The sequence below is a fragment of the Clostridium mediterraneense genome, from assembly GCF_900091705.1.
In the GTDB taxonomy this organism is placed as follows: Bacteria; Bacillota; Clostridia; order Clostridiales; family Clostridiaceae; genus Sarcina; species Sarcina mediterraneense.
This window is the reverse complement of the sequence record NZ_LT594785.1, coordinates 426,256-446,804: the sequence shown is the minus strand read 5'-3', so window position 1 is coordinate 446,804 and position 20,549 is coordinate 426,256. Positions and strand designations below refer to the sequence as shown.

General features: G+C 29.2%; 18 protein-coding genes and 1 other annotated feature. Of the genes, 8 read left to right on the top strand and 10 right to left on the bottom strand.

The features are described 5' to 3' along the window. Window positions 1-20: 20 nt before the first annotated feature. The 6 genes from BN8917_RS04030 to purR form a co-directional block, all read right to left on the bottom strand. Window positions 21-1,424 (bottom strand): HAMP domain-containing sensor histidine kinase, encoded by a 1,404-nt coding sequence (locus BN8917_RS04030; protein WP_066870998.1) that lies wholly within the window; start codon window positions 1,422-1,424, stop codon window positions 21-23. Between the two features lies 1 nt (window position 1,425). After that, window positions 1,426-2,112 carry a response regulator transcription factor gene (locus tag BN8917_RS04025; protein WP_066870994.1) on the bottom strand — a complete coding sequence of 229 codons (687 nt, stop codon included), beginning with the start codon at window positions 2,110-2,112 and terminating at the stop codon, window positions 1,426-1,428. Window positions 2,113-2,346: 234 nt separating this feature from the next. Beyond that, window positions 2,347-3,312, bottom strand: coding sequence for a ribose-phosphate diphosphokinase (locus BN8917_RS04020; RefSeq protein WP_066870991.1), 966 nt, complete (start codon window positions 3,310-3,312; stop codon window positions 2,347-2,349). 63 nt (window positions 3,313-3,375) lie between these two features. Further along, window positions 3,376-4,737, bottom strand: coding sequence for a bifunctional UDP-N-acetylglucosamine diphosphorylase/glucosamine-1-phosphate N-acetyltransferase GlmU (gene glmU, locus BN8917_RS04015; protein WP_066870988.1), 1,362 nt, complete (start codon window positions 4,735-4,737; stop codon window positions 3,376-3,378). 253 nt (window positions 4,738-4,990) lie between these two features. Continuing rightward, window positions 4,991-5,260: a septation regulator SpoVG gene (gene spoVG / locus BN8917_RS04010; protein WP_066870985.1), complete on the bottom strand. Its 270-nt coding sequence runs from the start codon at window positions 5,258-5,260 to the stop codon at window positions 4,991-4,993. 113 nt (window positions 5,261-5,373) lie between these two features. Next, window positions 5,374-6,198: a pur operon repressor gene (purR, locus tag BN8917_RS04005; protein WP_066870982.1), complete on the bottom strand. Its 825-nt coding sequence runs from the start codon at window positions 6,196-6,198 to the stop codon at window positions 5,374-5,376. Between the two features lie 196 nt (window positions 6,199-6,394). Between purR and murC the strand changes: the two genes are divergently transcribed. The 4 genes from murC to BN8917_RS03985 all read left to right on the top strand — a co-directional run bounded on the left by murC (window position 6,395) and on the right by BN8917_RS03985 (window position 11,704). Beyond that, window positions 6,395-7,774: a UDP-N-acetylmuramate--L-alanine ligase gene (murC, locus tag BN8917_RS04000; RefSeq protein ID WP_066870979.1), complete on the top strand. Its 1,380-nt coding sequence runs from the start codon at window positions 6,395-6,397 to the stop codon at window positions 7,772-7,774. 586 nt (window positions 7,775-8,360) lie between these two features. Beyond that, window positions 8,361-9,524: a phosphopentomutase gene (locus BN8917_RS03995; RefSeq protein ID WP_066870976.1), complete on the top strand. Its 1,164-nt coding sequence runs from the start codon at window positions 8,361-8,363 to the stop codon at window positions 9,522-9,524. 32 nt (window positions 9,525-9,556) lie between these two features. Beyond that, window positions 9,557-10,375, top strand: coding sequence for a purine-nucleoside phosphorylase (locus BN8917_RS03990; RefSeq protein ID WP_066870973.1), 819 nt, complete (start codon window positions 9,557-9,559; stop codon window positions 10,373-10,375). 93 nt (window positions 10,376-10,468) lie between these two features. Beyond that, the gene (locus BN8917_RS03985; RefSeq protein WP_066870970.1) at window positions 10,469-11,704 is read left to right on the top strand and encodes a NupC/NupG family nucleoside CNT transporter; all 1,236 of its coding nucleotides are present in this window, start codon (window positions 10,469-10,471) and stop codon (window positions 11,702-11,704) included. A 42-nt stretch (window positions 11,705-11,746) separates the two neighbouring features. On the opposite strand, the gene BN8917_RS03980 is transcribed toward BN8917_RS03985, so the two are convergent. Both BN8917_RS03980 and BN8917_RS03975 read right to left on the bottom strand, forming a co-directional pair. Next, window positions 11,747-12,487: an SDR family oxidoreductase gene (locus BN8917_RS03980; RefSeq protein ID WP_066870967.1), complete on the bottom strand. Its 741-nt coding sequence runs from the start codon at window positions 12,485-12,487 to the stop codon at window positions 11,747-11,749. 35 nt (window positions 12,488-12,522) lie between these two features. Continuing rightward, window positions 12,523-13,599, bottom strand: coding sequence for a M24 family metallopeptidase (locus BN8917_RS03975; protein ID WP_066870964.1), 1,077 nt, complete (start codon window positions 13,597-13,599; stop codon window positions 12,523-12,525). 782 nt (window positions 13,600-14,381) lie between these two features. Between BN8917_RS03975 and BN8917_RS03970 the strand changes: the two genes are divergently transcribed. Both BN8917_RS03970 and BN8917_RS03965 read left to right on the top strand, forming a co-directional pair. After that, a complete protein-coding gene (locus tag BN8917_RS03970; protein ID WP_066870961.1) occupies window positions 14,382-14,966 on the top strand; it encodes a C39 family peptidase in 585 nt (194 codons plus the stop codon). 71 nt (window positions 14,967-15,037) lie between these two features. After that, a complete protein-coding gene (locus BN8917_RS03965; RefSeq protein ID WP_066870958.1) occupies window positions 15,038-15,736 on the top strand; it encodes a metallophosphoesterase family protein in 699 nt (232 codons plus the stop codon). Window positions 15,737-15,780: 44 nt separating this feature from the next. On the opposite strand, the gene BN8917_RS14030 is transcribed toward BN8917_RS03965, so the two are convergent. Then, window positions 15,781-16,158, bottom strand: coding sequence for a cytochrome b5-like heme/steroid binding domain-containing protein (locus BN8917_RS14030; RefSeq protein ID WP_084748475.1), 378 nt, complete (start codon window positions 16,156-16,158; stop codon window positions 15,781-15,783). Between the two features lie 97 nt (window positions 16,159-16,255). Continuing rightward, window positions 16,256-16,500, top strand: a binding site (T-box leader). Window positions 16,501-16,570: 70 nt separating this feature from the next. Here BN8917_RS14030 and asnS point away from each other — a divergent pair. Together asnS and BN8917_RS03950 are read left to right on the top strand one after the other, a co-directional pair. Then, window positions 16,571-17,968: an asparagine--tRNA ligase gene (gene asnS, locus BN8917_RS03955; RefSeq protein WP_066870955.1), complete on the top strand. Its 1,398-nt coding sequence runs from the start codon at window positions 16,571-16,573 to the stop codon at window positions 17,966-17,968. A 269-nt stretch (window positions 17,969-18,237) separates the two neighbouring features. Next, window positions 18,238-18,792 carry a manganese efflux pump MntP gene (locus BN8917_RS03950; protein WP_066870951.1) on the top strand — a complete coding sequence of 185 codons (555 nt, stop codon included), beginning with the start codon at window positions 18,238-18,240 and terminating at the stop codon, window positions 18,790-18,792. Window positions 18,793-18,878: 86 nt separating this feature from the next. Here the strand turns inward: BN8917_RS03950 and BN8917_RS03945 are convergent, their stop codons facing one another. Further along, on the bottom strand, window positions 18,879-20,360 hold the full coding sequence (locus BN8917_RS03945) for a leucyl aminopeptidase (protein WP_066870949.1): 1,482 nt from the start codon (window positions 20,358-20,360) through the stop codon (window positions 18,879-18,881). Between the last annotated feature and the right edge of the window lie 189 nt (window positions 20,361-20,549).

Here is a 20,549-nt window from a genome sequence, read left to right as displayed (position 1 = left end):
TAAGGCTCCTAACTAAAACATTAATCAATCTTGCTTAAAGTAAATGCGAAGATAACACCTTTTCCATCTTCTGAATTTTCTACCCATATCTCTTGATCATGGCTTGTTATTATATTTCTAACTATTGATAAACCAAGTCCTGTACTATATTTATTAGTTCTTGATTTATCTGCTTTATAGAATCTTTCCCAAACTTGTCTAAGTTGCTCTTCACTTAACTGTGGACTATCATTATAAATAGAAACCACTAATTTATTTCCACTCTTAGATTCTGTTTTTATTCTAATATTTCCATTATCAATACAATATTTAATAGCATTATCAATTAAATTAGTTACAACTTGAACTAATCTATCCTTATCTCCTCTTACATTCATATATTCTTCCTCAAGAACAAGATCTACATGTATATTTTTATCTCTTATTTTTGGCTCTAAATTTATTGCTGAAGTCTTTAGAATATAATTTATATCTACCTTACTGAAATTGAACTTTAATTTACCAGCTTGCATTGCTGATATATCTAACAAGTCACTTATAAGTCTTGTTAATCTTTCAATTTCTTCCGAAACTTTTTCTAAATAAAAATGTTCTTTATCAGGTGGTATAATTCCATCTAAAATTCCAGCTATGAACCCCTTAATTGAAGTCATTGGAGATCTAAGCTCATGTGAAACATTTGAAATAAATTCTCTTCTATTCATTTCAACTTGCTCTATAGACTCTGCCATAAGATTAAAATTCTTAGCAAGTTCTCCTATCTCATCATTAGAATTTATTTTAACTCTTTCTTCAACATGACCTTTTGCTATTTTTCTTGATACCTTATTAACTTCTTCGATAGGTTGTAGTATAAATTTACTACATACAGCGTAAATAACTATAGTTAAAATTATTAATGTTAATATAATGAAAAACCATATTATTGAATATATACTATCAAGAACCATATTCATTTCATCAAGAGGTGTCTTAACAATAATTACCCCATTAAAATAATTTTTATAATATAACTTTTGGCTATATACATTATAATCTCCACTATTATAGTCTAACTCATCATTAGTTAAAATACTCTTACCATCTATATCTGTTATTTTTTTGTATTCTAAATTATTATTATCTTTATTAGATACTGCAAATACTACACCTTGACTATCAGTTATTATAATATCTGCATTTAAAAATTGATGACTAAACTGCAAGATAGAATTTAACTGGTCTAAATCCTCTCCATTACTATTTACATAAGAATTAACTGACTTTTCAACTAAAGAACTTACTTCTTTTATTTTCTCTAGTCTATTTTTATAGTAGTATTCCTTTACACTAGCAGATAAAATAAAAGCAATTATGGCAAATATGATACCCACAATTGCCATAACGCTTAATAATAACTTAGGAACTAACCCTCGATTATTCATATTATTTAACCTCGAATTTATATCCTACTCCCCAAACTGTTTCTAATTGCCAATTTTCACCTTTGTTAAGTTTTTCTCTTAATCTCTTGATGTGTACATCAACAGTTCTTGAGTCACCTGGATAATCATATCCCCAAACTTCACAAAGTAATTGTTCTCTAGTAAATACCTTATTTTTGTTGTTTGCTAAATAATATAATAGTTCAAATTCTTTTGGTGGCATCTTAATTTCTTCTTCTCTATAAAGAACCTTATATGAATTTGTATCTATAACAAGTCCTGGGAATGTTAAAATATCTTCCTCTGTCTTGTCTACTGAATATCTTCTCATTACTGCTTTAACTCTAGCCATAACTTCTTTTGGCTCAAAAGGTTTTACAATATAATCATCAGCTCCAATTTCTAAAGCTAGTACTTTATCAAATACTTCTCCTTTAGCTGTAAGCATAACAACTGGAGTATTTCCTTCTCTTCTTATCCATTTTAGAACTTCTACCCCATCTATTCCTGGTAACATAACATCAAGTAACACTAAATTTGGTTTATAAGTTGAAAACACTTCTTGTGCTGATTTTCCATCATTAACAACTTTAACGTCATAATTAGCACTTTCTAGATACATTTTTAAAACTTGGCATATATTTTCATCATCATCTACTACTAAAATCTTTCCTAATAAACCATCCATTGTTCACACACTCCTAATCTTAATAAATAATTAATACAAAACACTAGATACCCTTACTTGTAACTATTTTGTATATTATTTAAACAAAAAAACATATTTTTTTTATTATACCACAAATTTCATCATAATTGGTAAATAAAAAACACCTAGGCCCAAATATAAGCCTAGGTATTTTATAATATTAATTAAAAAATGGATGTTTTATTATAATTTAATTATAAATTTCCATTTATTTTAGTTAAATTCTTCAAATAATCTACTTAATGGTTCATCATCGTAAATTCTTTCAATTGCATTTGCAAGTAAAGGAGCAACTGATAATGATTTGAACTTTTCAAGACCTTCCTTTTCTGGAAGAGCTATAGTATTAAGCATTACAAGTTCTTCTATTGCAGATGCATTAATTCTATCAAATGCTGGGCCTGAAAGTACACCATGTGTACAGCAAGCATATACATTTTTTGCGCCAAGCTCTTTAAGTGCATTAGCAGCATTTGCTATTGTTCCAGCTGTATCTATCATATCGTCTATTAATATACAAACTTTATTTTCTACTTCACCAATTATATTCATAATTTCTGAAACGTTAGCTTTTGGTCTTCTCTTATCTATTATAGCTATTGGTGCATGTAATTTATCAGCAAACTTTCTAGCTCTTGTAACAGAACCTAAGTCTGGTGATACAACAACAACATCATCTCTTTCACCAAGTCCTTTATCTACAAAGTAGTTTGCAAGTATTGGTGATCCTAACATATGATCAACAGGAATATCGAAATATCCTTGTATTTGTGAAGCGTGTAGATCCATTGTTAAAACTCTATCTGCTCCAGCTGCAGTTAATAAATCTGCAACTAATTTTGCTGTTATTGGATCTCTTGATTTAGCTTTTCTGTCTTGTCTAGCATATCCATAGTATGGCATTACCGCAGTTATTCTACCTGCTGATGCTCTTTTAAATGCATCAATCATAATTAATAATTCCATAAGGTTATTATTTACTGGACTACATGTTGATTGAACGATAAATACATCGCAACCTCTTACAGTTTCATCAATATCTACTGATATTTCACCATCACTAAAAGTACCTACCTTAGCTCTACCTAATGGTAATCCTAAACATTCAGCAATTTCTTTTGCAAGCTCAGGGTGAGAGTTACCAGTAAAAATCTTAATATTCTTTAACTGATTTTCCATTGTCGTGAAGACCTCCTTAAAATAATCCCATTTTACATTTGTGTATATTTAAAAAAAGAAAATTTATTTTCTTTTTCTATTAACCCAACCTTCGATATTTGTTTGTCTAGCTCTTGCTATAGCTAAACTTCCTTCAGTAACTTTATCTGTTATAGTAGATCCAGCAGCAATATAACTATTTTGTTCTACTTCAACAGGTGAAACTAAGTTAGTATTACATCCTATAAATGCATTATCTCCAATAATAGTCTTATGTTTCTTTTGACCATCATAGTTAACAACTACTGTTCCACATCCAAAGTTACATTTCTCACCAACTTCTGCATCTCCAATATAAGTTAAATGTGATACCTTTGTATTATTGCCTATAACTGATTTCTTTATTTCTACAAAATCACCTATCTTAACATTATTACCGATTGCTGATTCTGGTCTTATATAAGCAAATGGTCCCACACTTGTATTATCTCCAACTTTACTATCAAGAATAACTGAATTTTCTACCTTAACACCATTTCCTAAAACAGCATTACTTAATCTTGAATTTTGATAAATAACACAATCTTCACCTATAACTGTCTTACCTTCTAAAATAGTTCCAGGATAAATTATTGTATCCATACCAACTTCAACTTCAAGTCCTATATAAGTTGAATTTGGATCTATTATAGTAACTCCATTATCTAAATGCTTTTTATTAATTCTTTTTCTTAAAATTGATTCTACAACTGCAAGTTCTGCTCTTGAATTAACACCAATTGTTTCTTCAAAATCAGTAATCATAGCTCCAACTTTCTTATTATCATTTTTTAACATTTCTATAACATCTGTTATATAATATTCTCCTTGAGCATTGTTATTTGAAAGCTTGTCTAAGCATAATAAAAGACTTTCGATATCAAAACAATACATTCCTGCATTTATTTCCTTAACCTTAAGCTCTTCACTTGAACAATCTTTATGCTCAACAATCTTTTCAACTTCATCATTATTTCTAATTATTCTTCCATATCCTGTTGGATTTTCAATAACTGAAGTAAGTAGTGTAGCAAAATTATTTTCATTTATATGAGTTTCCATTAATTTTGAAACAGTAGCTGCTTCTATTAATGGAGCATCACCTGTAAAAATAGCAACTACGCCTTTTTTACCTTGTAAAAATTCTTTTGCACATTTTACTGCATGACCAGTTCCAAGTTGTTCTTCTTGTAATGAATAACTTACATTTCTTGATGCTGTTTTTTCTTTCACAAGTTCAGCACCTTTTCCAATTATTACATTAACATCCTCTAAACCAGAAGCTCTCATTGTATCTATTACATGATTGACCATTTCTTTGCCACATGCCTTATGTAGTACCTTTGGAAGCTTTGATTTTATTCTTGTACCTTGTCCTGCTGCTAATATTATAGCACATTTATTCATTTTTTCACCTCATTATGATAAAAATTTAGTAAATAGTCTATACTAATTATTTTTTTGATACTTTATTCCATTCGTATTCTTATACTAATTATATTTTAAACAAAGTCTTATTTCAATATGAAAACGAGCATTTACAGTGAATTGTCAAAAAATACACAAAAATTTTTTTCTATATAAAATACTAATTATTTCTAAAAAATTTTAAAAAAAATTAAAGAGGTTACCTATATTTAGATAACCCCTTAACACCCTTTTATACTTCTTCAGTATTTTTTACTTGTTCGTATTCACTAAGAATAGCTGTTTGTATCTTTTCTCTAGTCTCAGTGTTTATTGGATGTGCTATATCCTTGAATTCACCATCTGGTGTCTTTCTACTTGGCATAGCGATAAATAATCCACTTTGACCTTCTATAACTTTAATATCATGAACAACAAATTCATTATCAAAAGTTACTGATACAATAGCTTTCATTTTTCCTTCAGACGCTATTTTTCTGATTCTTACATCTGTAATTTGCATTGACCACACCTCCAGTTGTTGTAATAATTATATAATTCTATCTTTTTTTGTAAATTCCTCTTTTTTTTCTAAGTTTTTTTATTTTTTTTTAAAACTTTTATATTTAAAGAAATTTATAGGTTTTCTATTAGATTTTTTGATGGAATTACCTTTATTCCATTCTCTTCTTCTAACTCTTCAACATCAACAATAGAAATATAATCTTTAACAACTTTATTTGGAGAAAGTTTATTATCAACAAGAACTCCTATACCCACAAGTTCTGAATCAAATTCACGAAGTAAATCTATAATTCCCTTGGCAGTTCCGCCACCTCTCATAAAATCATCTATAAAAATACATTTACTTCCTGTTCTTAAAGCCTTTTTTGAAAGACACATTTGTTGTATTCTTCCTGATGTACCTGATAAATAGTTGATTGATAAAGTTGAACCTTCTGTTACTTTACTATCTCTTCTAGCAACTATCATTTGTACACCTAAATTTTTAGCTACTTCATAAGCTAATGGAATACCTTTAGTTTCAACTGTTATAACATAATCAATACTTTCTTTATCAAAGAAAGATGATAATAATACTCCAGCCTTACTAATAATAGATGGATCAAACATTAAATCTGTAACATATATAAATTTACTTGCTACAAGTCTATTATGTGAACTCATAACCTCACAAAGATTTTCTACAAAACTTAAAGCTTCTTCTTTCCCCATACTTGGAAGAAACTTTATTCCCCCTGCTGCTCCTGCTATAGTTTCAATAGTTCCCATTTCCTTTTTTTCTAAACTTTCTCTAACTATAACTATATCTTCACTTATTGTAGACTTAGCTGCATTTAATAGTTCAGAAAATCTATTTAATCCTATTATTTTATTTGGATTTTCCATAAGTATCTTTGTAATAATTGATACCCTACTATTCCTACTTAATTTTTCCATTTATATCACCTTCAATTTTATACGAATTATTACCTTAATATTTGCCTTAATATTCATATTTTATTCAATATTTTAAGTAATATCAACTAATATTAAAGAATTTAACTATATTTTTACGTTTATTTATTTAAAGTGTGTGTTTTTTTAAATTTGTGTATATAATTAGTATGTGGAATAAAAAAAGGAGTTGATACTTTTGTCTTTTAATTTAGAAAGAGATGTTAATAAAAAAGTTCATTTTATAGGTATAGGTGGAGTTAGCATGAGTGGTCTTGCTGCTATCTTACTTAACGCTGGATACAAAGTTTCAGGTTCTGATTCAAAAGAATCTGCCTTAACAGATAGATTAAAGAAAAGTGGAGCTGAAATTTACATAGGACATAGTGCAGACAATTTAAATAATGTTGACGTAGTGGTCTACACTGCTGCTATTCCTAGTGATAATCCTGAAATAGTTAAAGCTAAAGAAATTAATGCTTTACTTATGGATAGAGCTGAATTTTTAGGCTATCTATTAAAATCACATAAGCTAAATGTTGCTGTTTCTGGAACTCATGGAAAAACAACAACAACATCAATGATTACTCATGTAGCACTTGCTGGAAAGCTTGACCCAACAATATTAGTTGGTGGTGATTTAGATATTATTGATGGAAATTTCAGAGTTGGTAATAGTGATCACTTTATTACAGAAGCTTGTGAATATAAAAAGAGTTTCTTAAGATTCCATCCATTTATAGGAATAATCTTAAATATAGATGCAGACCACTTAGATTTCTATAAAGATATAAATGAAATTGAAGATACATTCTTAGAATTTGCAAGACTTATTCCTAAGGATGGTCAATTAATAGGTAATGCTGATGATGAAAGAGTAAGAAATATACTTTCAAAATGTGAATGTAATGTAATATCATATGGTATTAAAAATGGAGATTTAAAAGCTGAAAATATAACTTTCGATGGAAGAGGCTGTGCAAGCTTTGATGTTTATAATAAAGGAGAAATGTTATTCTCACTTTCATTAAACGTTCCTGGAATGCATAATGTTTCAAATTCACTTTCTGCTATAGCAGTTGGTTTAATATTTGGTTTAAGTGTTGAAGATATAAAAGCAGGTCTTTCTTCATTCGGAGGGGCTCATAAGAGATTTGAATACAAGGGAGAAAAAGATGGTATAACAGTAATTGATGATTATGCTCACCACCCTGTTGAAATTGAAGCTACTCTTAATACTACAAAGAAAATGAATACTAAGAGAACAATATGTGTATTCCAACCTCACACATACACAAGAACAAAAACATTATTTGATGATTTTGCAAAATGTTTCAGTAAAGCTGATGAGTTAGTTCTTATGGATATTTATGCTGCTAGAGAAAAAGATACAGGTCTTGTAAACTCAGTAGAACTTGGAGATGCAATAAGAGCTAATGGAGTAAAATGTACTAATGTTCATTCTCATGAAGAAGCTTTAGAATACGTTAAAAGTATATTAAAGAAAGACGATTTACTTATAACAGTTGGAGCTGGTGATGTAGTAAAAGTTGGAGAAATGTTCTTAGATAATAAATAGGATATAAAAAAGCTAGTATTGTACTAGCTTTTTTTAATTTAAATCTTAACTTAACAAAAATTTAAATAATTCCTAATGGCACTTTTCGAGCATTTTAATAAACTCCCCTTACATTTCTACTTTTTTTGATAATTTATTACTAATTAACTAACTTTATTAATATATTAATTAATATATTAATTTGCATATATTAAAATGTAATGATATGATTATTTTAACAATAAAAACTTTTTTGTAACTGTTTAAAGCTTGATGTAAGCGTTTAACTTCTTATTAAATCTAACTCTTAAATATGTTAACAAAAAAACTTTGTAAATATTTAACTTGATAATTTTGACATATTTTTCATTGTGCTTTTTATCATTAATATTTATAATTAAGGTATCTTATTTAGATAAATAATATATCTTATTAAATTATTTAATGTATATTATTTATTTAAAAATTACACTTAATTTCTCAAACGAATATTTATATAAATTAAGTACAAAATAATATATCAATTTATACAAATTGTGTTTTAGATTTAAAAAATTATATGTGAACTCTAATTTAAAGTTACAAATTATAATTATGAGGTGATTTTATGATTAATAGGGTTATTTGGATCGTTTTAGATTCTGTTGGTATTGGTGCTTTACCTGACGCTGATAAATACGGTGATGTAGGCTCAAATACTTTAGGACACGTTGTAGAATTTAATAACGGATTAAATTTAGAAAATATGCAAAAGCTTGGACTTTCATCAATAGATGGAATAACAAACCTTGATAAGGTTTCTAATCCAATAGGTTCTTTTGCTAGAATAAAGGAATCTTCAAAAGGAAAAGATACTGTAACAGGTCACTGGGAAATGGTTGGAATTGATACACAAGATCCATTCCCAACATATCCTAATGGATTCCCAAAAGAAATAATAGATGAGTTTGAAAAAAGAACTGGAAGAAAGGTTATTGGTAATAAGGTAGCTTCTGGTACTGAAATTCTTAATGAACTTGGTAAGGAACACATGGAAACTGGTGCTTTAATAGTTTATACATCAGCAGATAGTGTTTTCCAAATAGCTGCTCATGAAGAAATAGTTCCATTAGAAGAACTTTATAAATGTTGTGAAATAGCAAGAGAAATGATGAGTAAAATTGCTCGTGTAATTGCTAGACCATTTATCGGTACTGAAGGTAATTTTGTAAGAACTGCAAATAGACATGATTATGCTCTACTTCCACCACACAAGACAACACTTGATATGCTTAAAGATAAAGATTTATCAGTAATGGCTGTTGGTAAAATATCTGATTTATTCTCTGGTCAAGGAGTTACAGATTCTGTTCATACAAAGAGTAATTCAGATGGAGTAGATAAAACTTTAGCATATATGAAAGAAAACAAGAAAGGTTTAATCTTTACAAATCTTGTTGACTTTGATATGAAATGGGGACATAGAAATTTACCTAAAGAATATGGTGAAGGTTTAGAAGAATTTGATAGAAGACTTCCTGAAATCATTGATGCTATGAATGATGATGATGTTCTATTTATAACAGCTGACCATGGTTGTGATCCAACATATCCTGGTACAGACCATACAAGAGAATATGTTCCATTTATTGCTTATGGTAAGCAAATAAAAGAAAATAATAATCTTGGAACAATTGAAGGATTCTTCTCAATGGGTCAAACAATATGTGATATTTTTGATGCTGAAGAAATTCCACATGGAAAGAGCTTTTTACAAGAAATTAAAAAATAATCAATTGATATAAAACTTAAGAGGTGATTATGATGGATTTATCAACAAAAATTAAAGTTGCTGCAGACTATATATTAGAAAAAACTAAATATAAACCAGAACTTGGATTAATACTTGGTTCAGGACTTGGTGCTATAGCTGACACTATTGAAGAAGCTGAATATTATAACTATTCAGATATTCCTGGTTTCCCAGTTTCAACTGTTGAAGGTCATGCAGGAAGATTAGTAATTGGTAAACTTGAAGGTAAAGTAGTTGTAGCTATGCAAGGTAGATTCCACTACTATGAAGGATATGCAATGCAAGAAGTTACTTTCCCAGTAAGAGTTATGAAACTTTTAGGAACTGAAAAATTAATAGTAACTAATGCTGCTGGAGCAGTTAATAAAGATTTCACTCCTGGAGATTTAATGTTAATAACAGATCATATTAATTTATCAGGTGCTAATCCTCTTGTTGGAAGAAATCTTAATGAATTTGGAACTAGATTCCCAGATATGTCAGATGCTTATGATAAAGAACTTAGAAAAAATGTAAAAAATATTGCAGCTGATCTTGGATTAACTCTAAGAGAAGGTGTATATGCAATGTTTAGTGGTCCAACTTATGAAACTCCTGCTGAAATAAGAATGGCTAGAACTATAGGAGCTGATGCTGTTGGTATGTCAACAGTACCAGAAGTTATTGTGGCTAAACACAGTGGTATGAGTGTTATAGGTATTTCATGTATGACAAATATGGCTGCTGGAATTTTAGATCAACCACTTAATCACGAAGAAGTTATGGAAACATCCGAAAGAGTTAGAAAAAGTTTTATACAACTTATGACTAATATAATAAAAAATATTTAAAAATAGTATAGCTGTCCCACTCTTGTTGAGACAGCTATATTAAAATAAATAACCAAAACTAAAATAAACTACGTTGCGAAAAGGGGAGAAACTGTGGATAGATTTACTGGTGTTTTAGGAATTATGGCTATTTTAGGTGTCGCTTACCTACTTTCTGAAAATAAGAAGAAGATAAATTGGCGTTTAGTTATTACAGGAATTGGATTACAAATATTCTTTGCTTTCCTAATCTTAAAAACAGGAATAGGTGCAAAAATATTTGGTGGATTCAATGATATGATTACTAAGCTTTTAGGCTTTACAACTGAGGGAACAAACTTCTTATTCGGACCTCTTAATGATGGCTCAGGCCCATTACCAGCTGGTTCAATATTTGTAATTAATGTATTACCTACATTAATATTCTTCTCATCATTAATGAGTGTTTTATATCACTTAGGTATCATGCAATTTATTATTAAACATGTAGCAAGAGCTTTATCAAAACTACTTAAAACAAGTAGTGCTGAAACAATGAGTGCTGTAGGAAACATTTTCCTTGGACAAACAGAAGCTCCATTATTAATTAAGCCTTATATATCAAAAATGACTCGTTCTGAGATAATGGCTATTATGGTAGGAGGAATGGCAACTGTAGCTGGTGGAGTTATGGCCGGTTATGTTGCTATGGGAATTAGTGCTGGTAATTTACTTGCTGGTTCAATAATGGCAGCTCCTGCTGGATTATTAATTGCTAAAATGTTAATACCTGAAACTGAAACTCCTGAAACTGGAGAAAATTCAGAAGTTGAATTTGAAAAAACACATTCAAGTGTTATAGAAGCTGCTGCTAGTGGTGCTTCAGAAGGTTTAGGACTAGCTTTAAATGTTGCTGCTATGCTTTTAGCTTTCATAGCTTTAATAGCATTAATAAATGCTATGCTTTCAGGAGTAGGTTCATTATTCGGAATGGATTACTTAAGTCTTAACTGGATATTAGGTAAATTATTCACTCCAATTGCTTGGTTACTTGGAATTCCATCAGCTGATTTATCTACTGCTGGAAGTATTCTTGGTCAAAAAATAGCTATAAATGAGTTTGTTGCTTATTCAGAACTTTCAACTCACATAGCTAATGCAACATTACAACCAAAAACAATAATGATCTTAAGTTATGCACTTTGTGGATTTGCTAACTTCTCATCAATCGCTATACAAATAGCTGGTATTGGTGGAATAGCACCTGAAAAGAAAGGTATAATCGCAAAGCTTGGATTTAAGGCTCTTATAGGTGGAGCAATGGCTACATTTATGACAGCATCAATAGCTGGAGTACTATTCTCAGCTTAACATAAAAGAGGAATTGTCTCATATGGGACAACTCCTCTTTTTTTATTTATTCATAAATCCAAAGATTTTTTCTAAATCTTTCTTTGTACTATTATTTATTCTTTCTAAATTTCCACCAAAGCCTATTTCATCTTTACTTTCTTTAAGTCCAATCATAACCTCATCTATATATTCATCTACACCAACCATATCAAATTTAACTTTTGCTCTACCCTCTGGGTTTAAATTAGTATCAACTGCTGGTGGAATTATTTCTATAACTTTGATTCCCTCTTCTTTTAATTGATATCTCAAAGATTTAGTAAATGAATGCATTGCCGCTTTAGTTGCACAGTACATAGGTACTCTAGCTAAAGTCATAAATGCAAGTCCTGAAGATACATTTATTATAACTGGATTATTATTTTTTCTAATAGTTCCAAGTAATAATTGTATTAGATGAATAGGTGCTTCTAAATTAATTTTAAGTTCACTAAAATCATCTAAATCTATATTTTCTTTTGAAAAATCTACATCTCTTTGAATTCCTGCATTATTAACCAAAATATTAAGTTTCTTAAAGTTTTCCTTTATATAATTTGCAAACTCTACTCTCTCTTTTTCATTTCCTAAGTCACAAACTACTGTATGGATTTTAGGATATAATTTTTTAGCCTCATCTAAAGCTTCCTTACTTCTTCCACAAATAATAATTTCATTTTTATCCACAAGCTTTTGAGTTAAAGCTAATCCTATTCCTCTTGATCCACCAGTTATTAATATAGTATTTCCTTCTAAATTCATGACCCTTTTCTCCTTAGTTTAAATATATTTTTATCCTATTCTATTATTGTGAGTTCCTTTGGATATACATTAAGTCTTTGACATCCATCTTCAGTAACCATAACTAAATCTTCAATTCTTACTCCAATATCATCTTTTATATATATTCCTGGCTCAATTGAAAAAATCATTCCAGGTCTTAATATATCTTCATTAACTGAGCTTACATTTCCAAAGTCATGTACTTCTATTCCTATACAGTGACCTGTTCTATGTGTAAAGTATTCTCCATATCCTTTTTCAGTTATATAATCTCTTGCTGCCTTATCAACATCACAGAATCTTATTCCTGGCTTAACTGTCATTATTGCTCTCTTATTAGCTTCTAAAACTGTTTCATAAACTTCTCTATGTTTTTCTGAAACTTCTTTATAGAAGAAAGTTCTTGTCATATCTGAACAATAATTATTATGTCTACATCCCATATCTATAACTATACAATCCCCAGCTTTAAGCTTATTATCTCCTGATACACAATGCGGATCTGCTGCATTGGCTCCATAAGCAACTATTGGAGGGAATGAGAAACCTTGTGTTCCTTTTTGTGCATACTTTTCTCCTAATATTGCACAAATTTCTTTTTCTGTCTTATCACTTGATATACAATCTTTAATTTCTCCCATAACTTCATCATTAATCTTAGATGCTTTAATCATAAGGTCTTTTTCAATTTCATCCTTAACCATTCTTAGATTATCAATTATAGGTGAACCATTAACAAAGCTCTTAGCTCCATTTAGTTCCATAAGTCTTATTAAGAAATGAGCTTTCCAATCCTTATCAATACCTAAAGCTTCATTTTTATCAGTATACTTACTTAATATTTCAACAGCATCCTGTGTATCATCATACCAAACTAAATCTAAACCTTCAGTTTCCTCACAAGGGAATAATTTATTTATTATAAATTTGGCATCTCCATTTTTATTTATATATAAAGCTACCATTCTTTCTCCTGCTGAAATCCACTTACCTGTTAAATAAAATAAGCTTGGAGCTGAAGATATAAGCATTTGTGAAAGATTTTGCTCTTCCATAGCCTTTATTACTTTGGCAAGTCTTTCTTGATTCATTTTTACCCACTCCTTTTAAAATAATATTTATTCTTATTATATCATTCTAAACTACCATATGTATTACAGATAAATCCCAATACTTTCATAAAATTAAATTAACTCTAGACTATTTATATAAATTTCTACACAAAAAATATTAAATGGATTAAATTTTATATTAATTCTTTAATATTAATCTCACCTTTATTTAGCACTAATTTTTTTATCAATCTACTATATATAATAAAAAATGTAATTATTATTCACTAATTAAACCAAATTGTTAATATTTATAAGTTCTAGTGTTTTACAATAAATATTGTTTATTTAAACTTAATAATACAATAATTCCTTTAATATACAATTATTTTTTTAAAATTATTATAGTTATATCACAAAAATAATTTTTTAATTTTATTTATTTAATAATATAAATGCAACACTAATTACCTAAAAATATACTAATACAAAATAAAAAAATTAGAAAAAAATTTAAGGAGATTAAATGAAAAAAATATTTAACATGGCTACTTATAGGCGCAATAATAGTTATACTAGCTATAGCAGGTATCTGTTATTATCATATAAATACTAATACTAATAAAACAGAAGAAAAACCTTATAATGTATCTAAAACTATAGCAAAAATAGATAAGGATAATTATAATACTACTTATTGGTGGCATGCTACAAATTCACAATTATTAGAAAAGTTATCTAGTGAGGCTACAAAATACAATGATTCTCAGATACAATCAATAGTAAATAACTCTAAAGAAATACCTGAAGAATTAATTAGAATGGCAGTTATGCGACCTGAAACAATACCTTATGTGGCTGGATATCCAACAAGAGAAATAAATAAAGTAATTAATATTGAATCTTATTATAAAAAAGGGGAAATCCCTTTGTTTGAACAATTTGATAAACAATGGGGATATGATTATTACGGTACTGAACTTCTTGCCATTAATGGCTGTGGACCTACTTCTTTAGCTATGATCATTGTTGGATTAACTGGAGATACTAAAATTAATCCCAGAATCGTTGCTAACTATAGTGAAAAACATGGTGGTTATGTAAAAAATAAAGGCTCAGACTGGAGCGTTATGGATAAATTATCTACTTACTTTGGTGTAAAAGGAACTATGATTCCATCAAATCAAGTAATAAAATCACTAAAAGAAGGACATCCTGTTATAGTTTCTGAAGGTCCTGGAATATTTACATTGTCAGGGCATTTTATTGTTTTAAGTGGAATTACTTCAGATGGAAAAATTAAAGTAAATGATCCTGATAGTATTAAATATTCAAATAAAACTTGGGACTTCAAAGATATAGAGAAAAGTGCTAATGCATTCTGGAGTTTTAGCAAAATAAATTAATAAAAAATGTACTTAATTTGGTATTTTCAATGTATAATATATAATGAATTTATTATGTATTGGAGGTTATTATGAGATTAGCAATTATATCTGATATACATGGTAATCTATATTCACTTATGAAAGTGCTAGAAGATATAGATTCACAAAATGTAGACTCAATTATTTGTTTAGGTGATTTAGTTGGCTATGGTCCTCATCCTAATGAAGTTATAGCTCTAATAAAAAGAAAAAATATTCTTTGTATAAAAGGTAATTATGATGCAGCTGTTGTTAATAACTCTTTTGAATTTATAAGAAGAACAGCAATAAATGATTTTTCACTTAGTTGGACTATTGAAGAACTTAGAGCTTCAAATAGATTCTATCTTGAAAGCTTACCAAGTGATATTTCTTTATCAGTTTGTGATAAGAAAATTAAATTTGTTCATGGAAGTCCTAGAATGATAAATGAATATCTAGATAATAATTCACCAGAACTTGAAAAAGTTCTTAATGAAATTGAAAAAGATATTCTAATTTGCGGACATACTCATATTCCTTACTTTAAAGAAATAGGAAATAAAATGATAATTAATGATGGAAGTGTTGGAAAACCTAAGAATGGTACACCACATGCTACATATACAATACTAGATATATTTAATGGTGCTACTCCTAAAGTTAATATAAGAACAGTTGAATATGACTATATGAAAATAGTTAAAGATATGCAAATGAAAAACTTCCCACCATTACTTATAGCATCATATCAATCAGGAAAAGAATAAAATAAAAATAGCCTGTCTCAAAAGAGACAGCCCTTTTTATTTTATTATTGCATTAATACTCCAACAACTATAGCTTGTTTTAATAACTCTTTATTTTTCCCGTAATTTTCATAAAATTTTTCAGTTACATCCTCTCCCATCTTCATACCTTGCTCTTTAAAAGCTTTCCATACCCCATTATCCCCTAAATTATATACTGTTCCATCAACTGCTATATAATGTGGACTTCCATTTTCACCATTAAATTTTTTTAATTCTTCTAAAGTAAAACTTTTCATGTTCCTATATTCAATTTTATCTTCTTTAAGTAATTCAAATAACTTTAATATATGTTTTTTATAAAATTCTTTATTTTTAGGATTAGAAATCATATAATCTTTAAGTCTACTAATTTCAAAAAATATGATTAATTCATCTTTCATGTAAGTAACACCCCTATTTAAACACTTTATATATTTTTATGCTGATTATATTGCATTTGTTAAAGAGTTATTGTAGAATTGAATTAATTAAATTATTACAATTACTGTGAAGAGAAGAGTAAATTTAGGATTTTTTTCTAAGCGAGTGAGTTATGGTGAAAGTCTCATAAAAAAACCTTTATTGAAAAACGCCTCTGAGTTTCTAACCGAACAATTAATTTTTAGTAGGCTTAGACGGAGTCAAACCGTTATTGATTGAACAACATTTTAGTGTTGATTAAAGTTGGCTATATCTCTTTATAGCAATTTGGGTGGTACCGCGAATATTCCTTCGTCCCAGAAGAAGGATATCGGGGTTTTTTTTATTTTCAAAAATAATAAACTTATATAATGAAAGTGAGGATTTTTAATTATGAAAGATTCAGTTTTAGTAAAAAGTCTTTATAGAAATACTGAAGACTACACAAACAAAAAAGTAGTTATTTCTGGTTGGATAAGAACTCTTAGAGCATCAAATGCTTTTGGATTCATAGAAGTAAATGACGGTTCATTCTTTAAAAACGTTCAAGTTGTTTTTGCAAGTGATAAACTTTCAAACTATGATGAAATTGCAAAATTACCAATCAGCTCATCAATCAAAGTTATTGGTACTTTAATTGAAACACCCAACACAAAACAACCTTTTGAAATTCAAGCTGATGAAATAATCTTAGAAGGTATGTCAGATTCATCATATCCATTACAAAAGAAGAGACATACATTTGAGTACTTAAGAACTATAGCTCATTTAAGACCAAGAAGTAATGCTTTCTCAGCAGTATTCAGAGTTAGAAGTGTAGCAGCTTACGCTATTCATAAGTTCTTCCAAGAAAGAGGATTTGTTTATACACATACTCCAATCTTAACAAATTCAGATACAGAAGGTGCTGGAGAAATGTTTAGAGTAACAACTCTTGACTTAAATAACCTTCCAAAGACAGAAGAAGGAGCTGTAAACTACAAAGAAGATTTCTTTGGTAAAGAAACAAACCTTACAGTTTCAGGTCAATTAAATGGTGAAGCTTATGCATTAGCATTTAGAAACATCTATACATTCGGACCTACATTCAGAGCTGAAAATTCAAATACAGCAAGACACGCTGCTGAATTCTGGATGATAGAACCTGAAATAGCATTCGCTGATTTACAAGATGATATGGAACTTGCAGAAGATATGCTTAAATATGTTATAAACTACATCATGCAAGAATGTCCTGAAGAATTAGAATTCTTCAATAGTTTCATAGATAAAGGCCTATTAGAAAGATTAAATCACGTTGTATCATCAGACTTTGGTAAAGTTACTTACACAGAAGCTGTTGATATGTTATTAAAATCAGGTAAGAAATTCGAATATCCAGTTAAATGGGGTATAGATCTTCAAACTGAACATGAAAGATATTTAACAGAAGAAGTATTCAAGAGACCAGTATTTGTTACTGACTATCCAAAAGATATTAAAGCATTCTACATGAGATTAAACGAAGATGGTAAGACAGTTGCAGCTATGGACTGTTTAGTTCCAGGAATCGGGGAAATCATAGGTGGAAGCCAAAGAGAAGAAAGATATGAAAAATTAAAAGAAAGAATCACAGAACTTGGACTTAAAGAAGAAGAATACTGGTGGTACTTAGAACTTAGAAAGTTCGGAGAAACTAAACACTCAGGATTCGGTCTAGGATTCGAAAGATTAATCATGTATGTAACAGGTATGGCAAATATCAGAGACGTTATTCCATTCCCAAGAACAACAGGACAATCAGATTTCTAATTAATAAAAATCAGCACTTAATATTAAAAAATTAAGTGTTGATTTTCTTTTCCATTAGTGATATAATTTTTCAGTAAAAAAATATAATTAATTTAAAATAATGTAATATAAGGGAGTAGTTTGCTTACTTTTATATAAGTTCTTAGGTCAACATATTGACTTTCAGTCTGGCCTAAGATTAAAAAACGAGACTTATAGGTATTTTTTTGATACCTATAAATCTCGTTTTTTTTATTTTAAATTAATAAAATACTTGGGAGGAATTTTTTATGTCTTTACTTACTCTAACGCTTACAGGAGTTGGACTAGCTATGGATGCATTTGCAGTATGCGTAGCTAAATCTATTTGTTTTAGGAAGTTTGAATGGAAAAAGTCAATTAAAATGGCTTCAACATTTGGATTCTTTCAATTCTTAATGATTGTTATAGGTTCCTTTATAGGAGGTTTATTCTCATCATTTATTGATAAATATAATACCTTAATTGTATTTATAGTATTTGTCGCGCTTGGTTTAAAATTACTTTATGAATCTCTTACTAAAGCTCCTGAAACATGTGAGGTAGATGAAGTAATAAACTTTAAAGAATTAACTGCTATGGGAATCGCAACTAGTTTAGACGCTTTAGCTATTGGGGTTACATACGCTTCTCTACCAGATTCTATGAAATTACACGCTGGAATCATAATAGGAATTGTAACTTTATTCATCTCAGGTATTGGCTTACTTTTAGGCTACTTACTAGGTATGAAAATTAATAGTAAATACGCTGAAATTTTAGGTTCAGTTGCACTTATACTCCTTGGAGTAAAGGTTCTACTTTAATCTTTTTAGATTAAAATAGAAAAAAGAGATGTCTCTATGAGACACCTCTAAATTTTAAACTATCTTATTTAACTTATCTAAAAAAATTATCTTCTCTTAACAAGTTCATATAGAAGTCTTGCACCTTCACCAGTTCCACCTATTTCTGAATAATCCATAACTGAATCTGTCCATGCTGTTCCAGCTATATCTAAGTGCATCCATGGCTTATCTTGTACGAATTCACCTATAAATAATCCTGCTGTTATTGTTCCTGCAAATCTTCCGCCTGCATTCTTTAAATCAGCAACTTTTGACTTATTAAGTTCTTTATATTCATCAAAGATAGGTAATCTCCACACTTTTTCTCCTGTTGATGCTGAAGCTTCTTCAAGAGATTTGTAGAATTCATCATTATTTGCAAGTACTGCTGTTGTTGTTGTTCCAAGTCCTATAAGAGCTGCTCCTGTAAGAGTTGCAATATCAACTACTGAACTTACATTTTCTTTTTCAATTATATAGTTAACTGCATCTATTAATGTTAATCTTCCTTCTGCATCTGTATTAACTATTTCTATGAACTTCTTACCCATTGATCCAATGATATCACCTGGCTTATAAGCTGCTCCTGAAATAGCATTTTCACAAGCTGCAACAACTGCAATTACATTTTTCTTAAGCTTTCTTTGTGCAATTATGCTCATAGCTCCTATAACTGCTGCTGAACCACCCATATCTGATTTCATTGTTAACATTGAATCTGTTGGTTTAAGTGAGTATCCACCTGTATCAAATGTTAATCCCTTACCTACAAGTCCTTCAATCTTATCTTTATTATCTTCATCTCCAAAGTATCTCATAACTATAAGCTTTGGTTCATGAGCTGATCCTTTTGCAACTGATAAGAATGCTTCCATTCCAAGTTCTTCAATTTCAGCTTTTTCTTTAACAACTACTTCAAATCCATATTTATTTCCTGCTTCTTCAGCCTTTTGAGCTAATAAAGCTGGTGTCATTATGTTAGCAGGTTCATTTACTAAATCTCTTGCAAGGATTGTTCCTTCAACTAAAGCCTTAGATTCTTCTAATGCTTCTGCTGCGTCAGCTAAGCTACCATGTGTATATCTCTTGTCTGAGAAATAAACATTCATAACTTTCTTATCTTTTCTATCACTCTTGAACTTATCAAATTTATAATCTCCAAGTAGAACACCTTCTACGATTCCCTTTATGAAATCGCTAATGCTCATAACTTCGAAATCTGCTAATGATATACGAGCATTTTCACTATTTAACTTTCTAAGTTCTCTAACAGCCTTTGACATAACTTTTCTTACTTTATCAACTGTTAAATCTGCTTCTTTTCCAAGACCTACTGCTAATACATCTTGTAATTCTCCAGTAGCAAGTGTCTTTGTTACTTTAATTAATTCACCAAAAGCAGCTTTAAATTGTCCTTTTTTAACAGCTTGTGTTAATGCAATAGTAACTTCTTGATTTGGAACGCTTATTTCTTGATCTTCAAAGAAAGGGATTACTAATGAATCAACTTGCTTACAGCAAACTTTTTCTAAATTTATATTTATCACGGTTATCACCTCTTATTTTATATTTATATATGAAAATTCTCATATGATATCTATTATTTGTTGTTTTATTTATATATTATTCTATCACTTTAAAATTCTAAATTGTAACAAAAAAAAATTTTTTTTATGATTTTTGAAAAATAATCTACTTCAGGTATATATATTTAGTGAAAGAAAGGAGTGTTGCAA

Coding starts and splice junctions, on each gene's coding strand:
- BN8917_RS03965 (WP_066870958.1), top strand. CDS start 15,038: ATGAGATTAGCAATTATATCTGATATACATGGTAATCTATATTCACTT.
- BN8917_RS03990 (WP_066870973.1), top strand. CDS start 9,557: ATGGATTTATCAACAAAAATTAAAGTTGCTGCAGACTATATATTAGAA.
- purR (WP_066870982.1), bottom strand. CDS start 6,198: ATGGAAAAATTAAGTAGGAATAGTAGGGTATCAATTATTACAAAGATA.
- BN8917_RS03980 (WP_066870967.1), bottom strand. CDS start 12,487: ATGAATTTAGAAGGAAATACTATATTAATAACTGGTGGATCAAGAGGA.
- asnS (WP_066870955.1), top strand. CDS start 16,571: ATGAAAGATTCAGTTTTAGTAAAAAGTCTTTATAGAAATACTGAAGAC.
- BN8917_RS03995 (WP_066870976.1), top strand. CDS start 8,361: ATGATTAATAGGGTTATTTGGATCGTTTTAGATTCTGTTGGTATTGGT.
- BN8917_RS14030 (WP_084748475.1), bottom strand. CDS start 16,158: ATGAAAGATGAATTAATCATATTTTTTGAAATTAGTAGACTTAAAGAT.
- BN8917_RS03975 (WP_066870964.1), bottom strand. CDS start 13,599: ATGAATCAAGAAAGACTTGCCAAAGTAATAAAGGCTATGGAAGAGCAA.
- BN8917_RS03970 (WP_066870961.1), top strand. CDS start 14,382: ATGGCAGTTATGCGACCTGAAACAATACCTTATGTGGCTGGATATCCA.
- BN8917_RS04025 (WP_066870994.1), bottom strand. CDS start 2,112: ATGGATGGTTTATTAGGAAAGATTTTAGTAGTAGATGATGATGAAAAT.
- spoVG (WP_066870985.1), bottom strand. CDS start 5,260: ATGCAAATTACAGATGTAAGAATCAGAAAAATAGCGTCTGAAGGAAAA.
- BN8917_RS04030 (WP_066870998.1), bottom strand. CDS start 1,424: ATGAATAATCGAGGGTTAGTTCCTAAGTTATTATTAAGCGTTATGGCA.
- BN8917_RS04020 (WP_066870991.1), bottom strand. CDS start 3,312: ATGGAAAATCAGTTAAAGAATATTAAGATTTTTACTGGTAACTCTCAC.
- glmU (WP_066870988.1), bottom strand. CDS start 4,737: ATGAATAAATGTGCTATAATATTAGCAGCAGGACAAGGTACAAGAATA.
- BN8917_RS03950 (WP_066870951.1), top strand. CDS start 18,238: ATGTCTTTACTTACTCTAACGCTTACAGGAGTTGGACTAGCTATGGAT.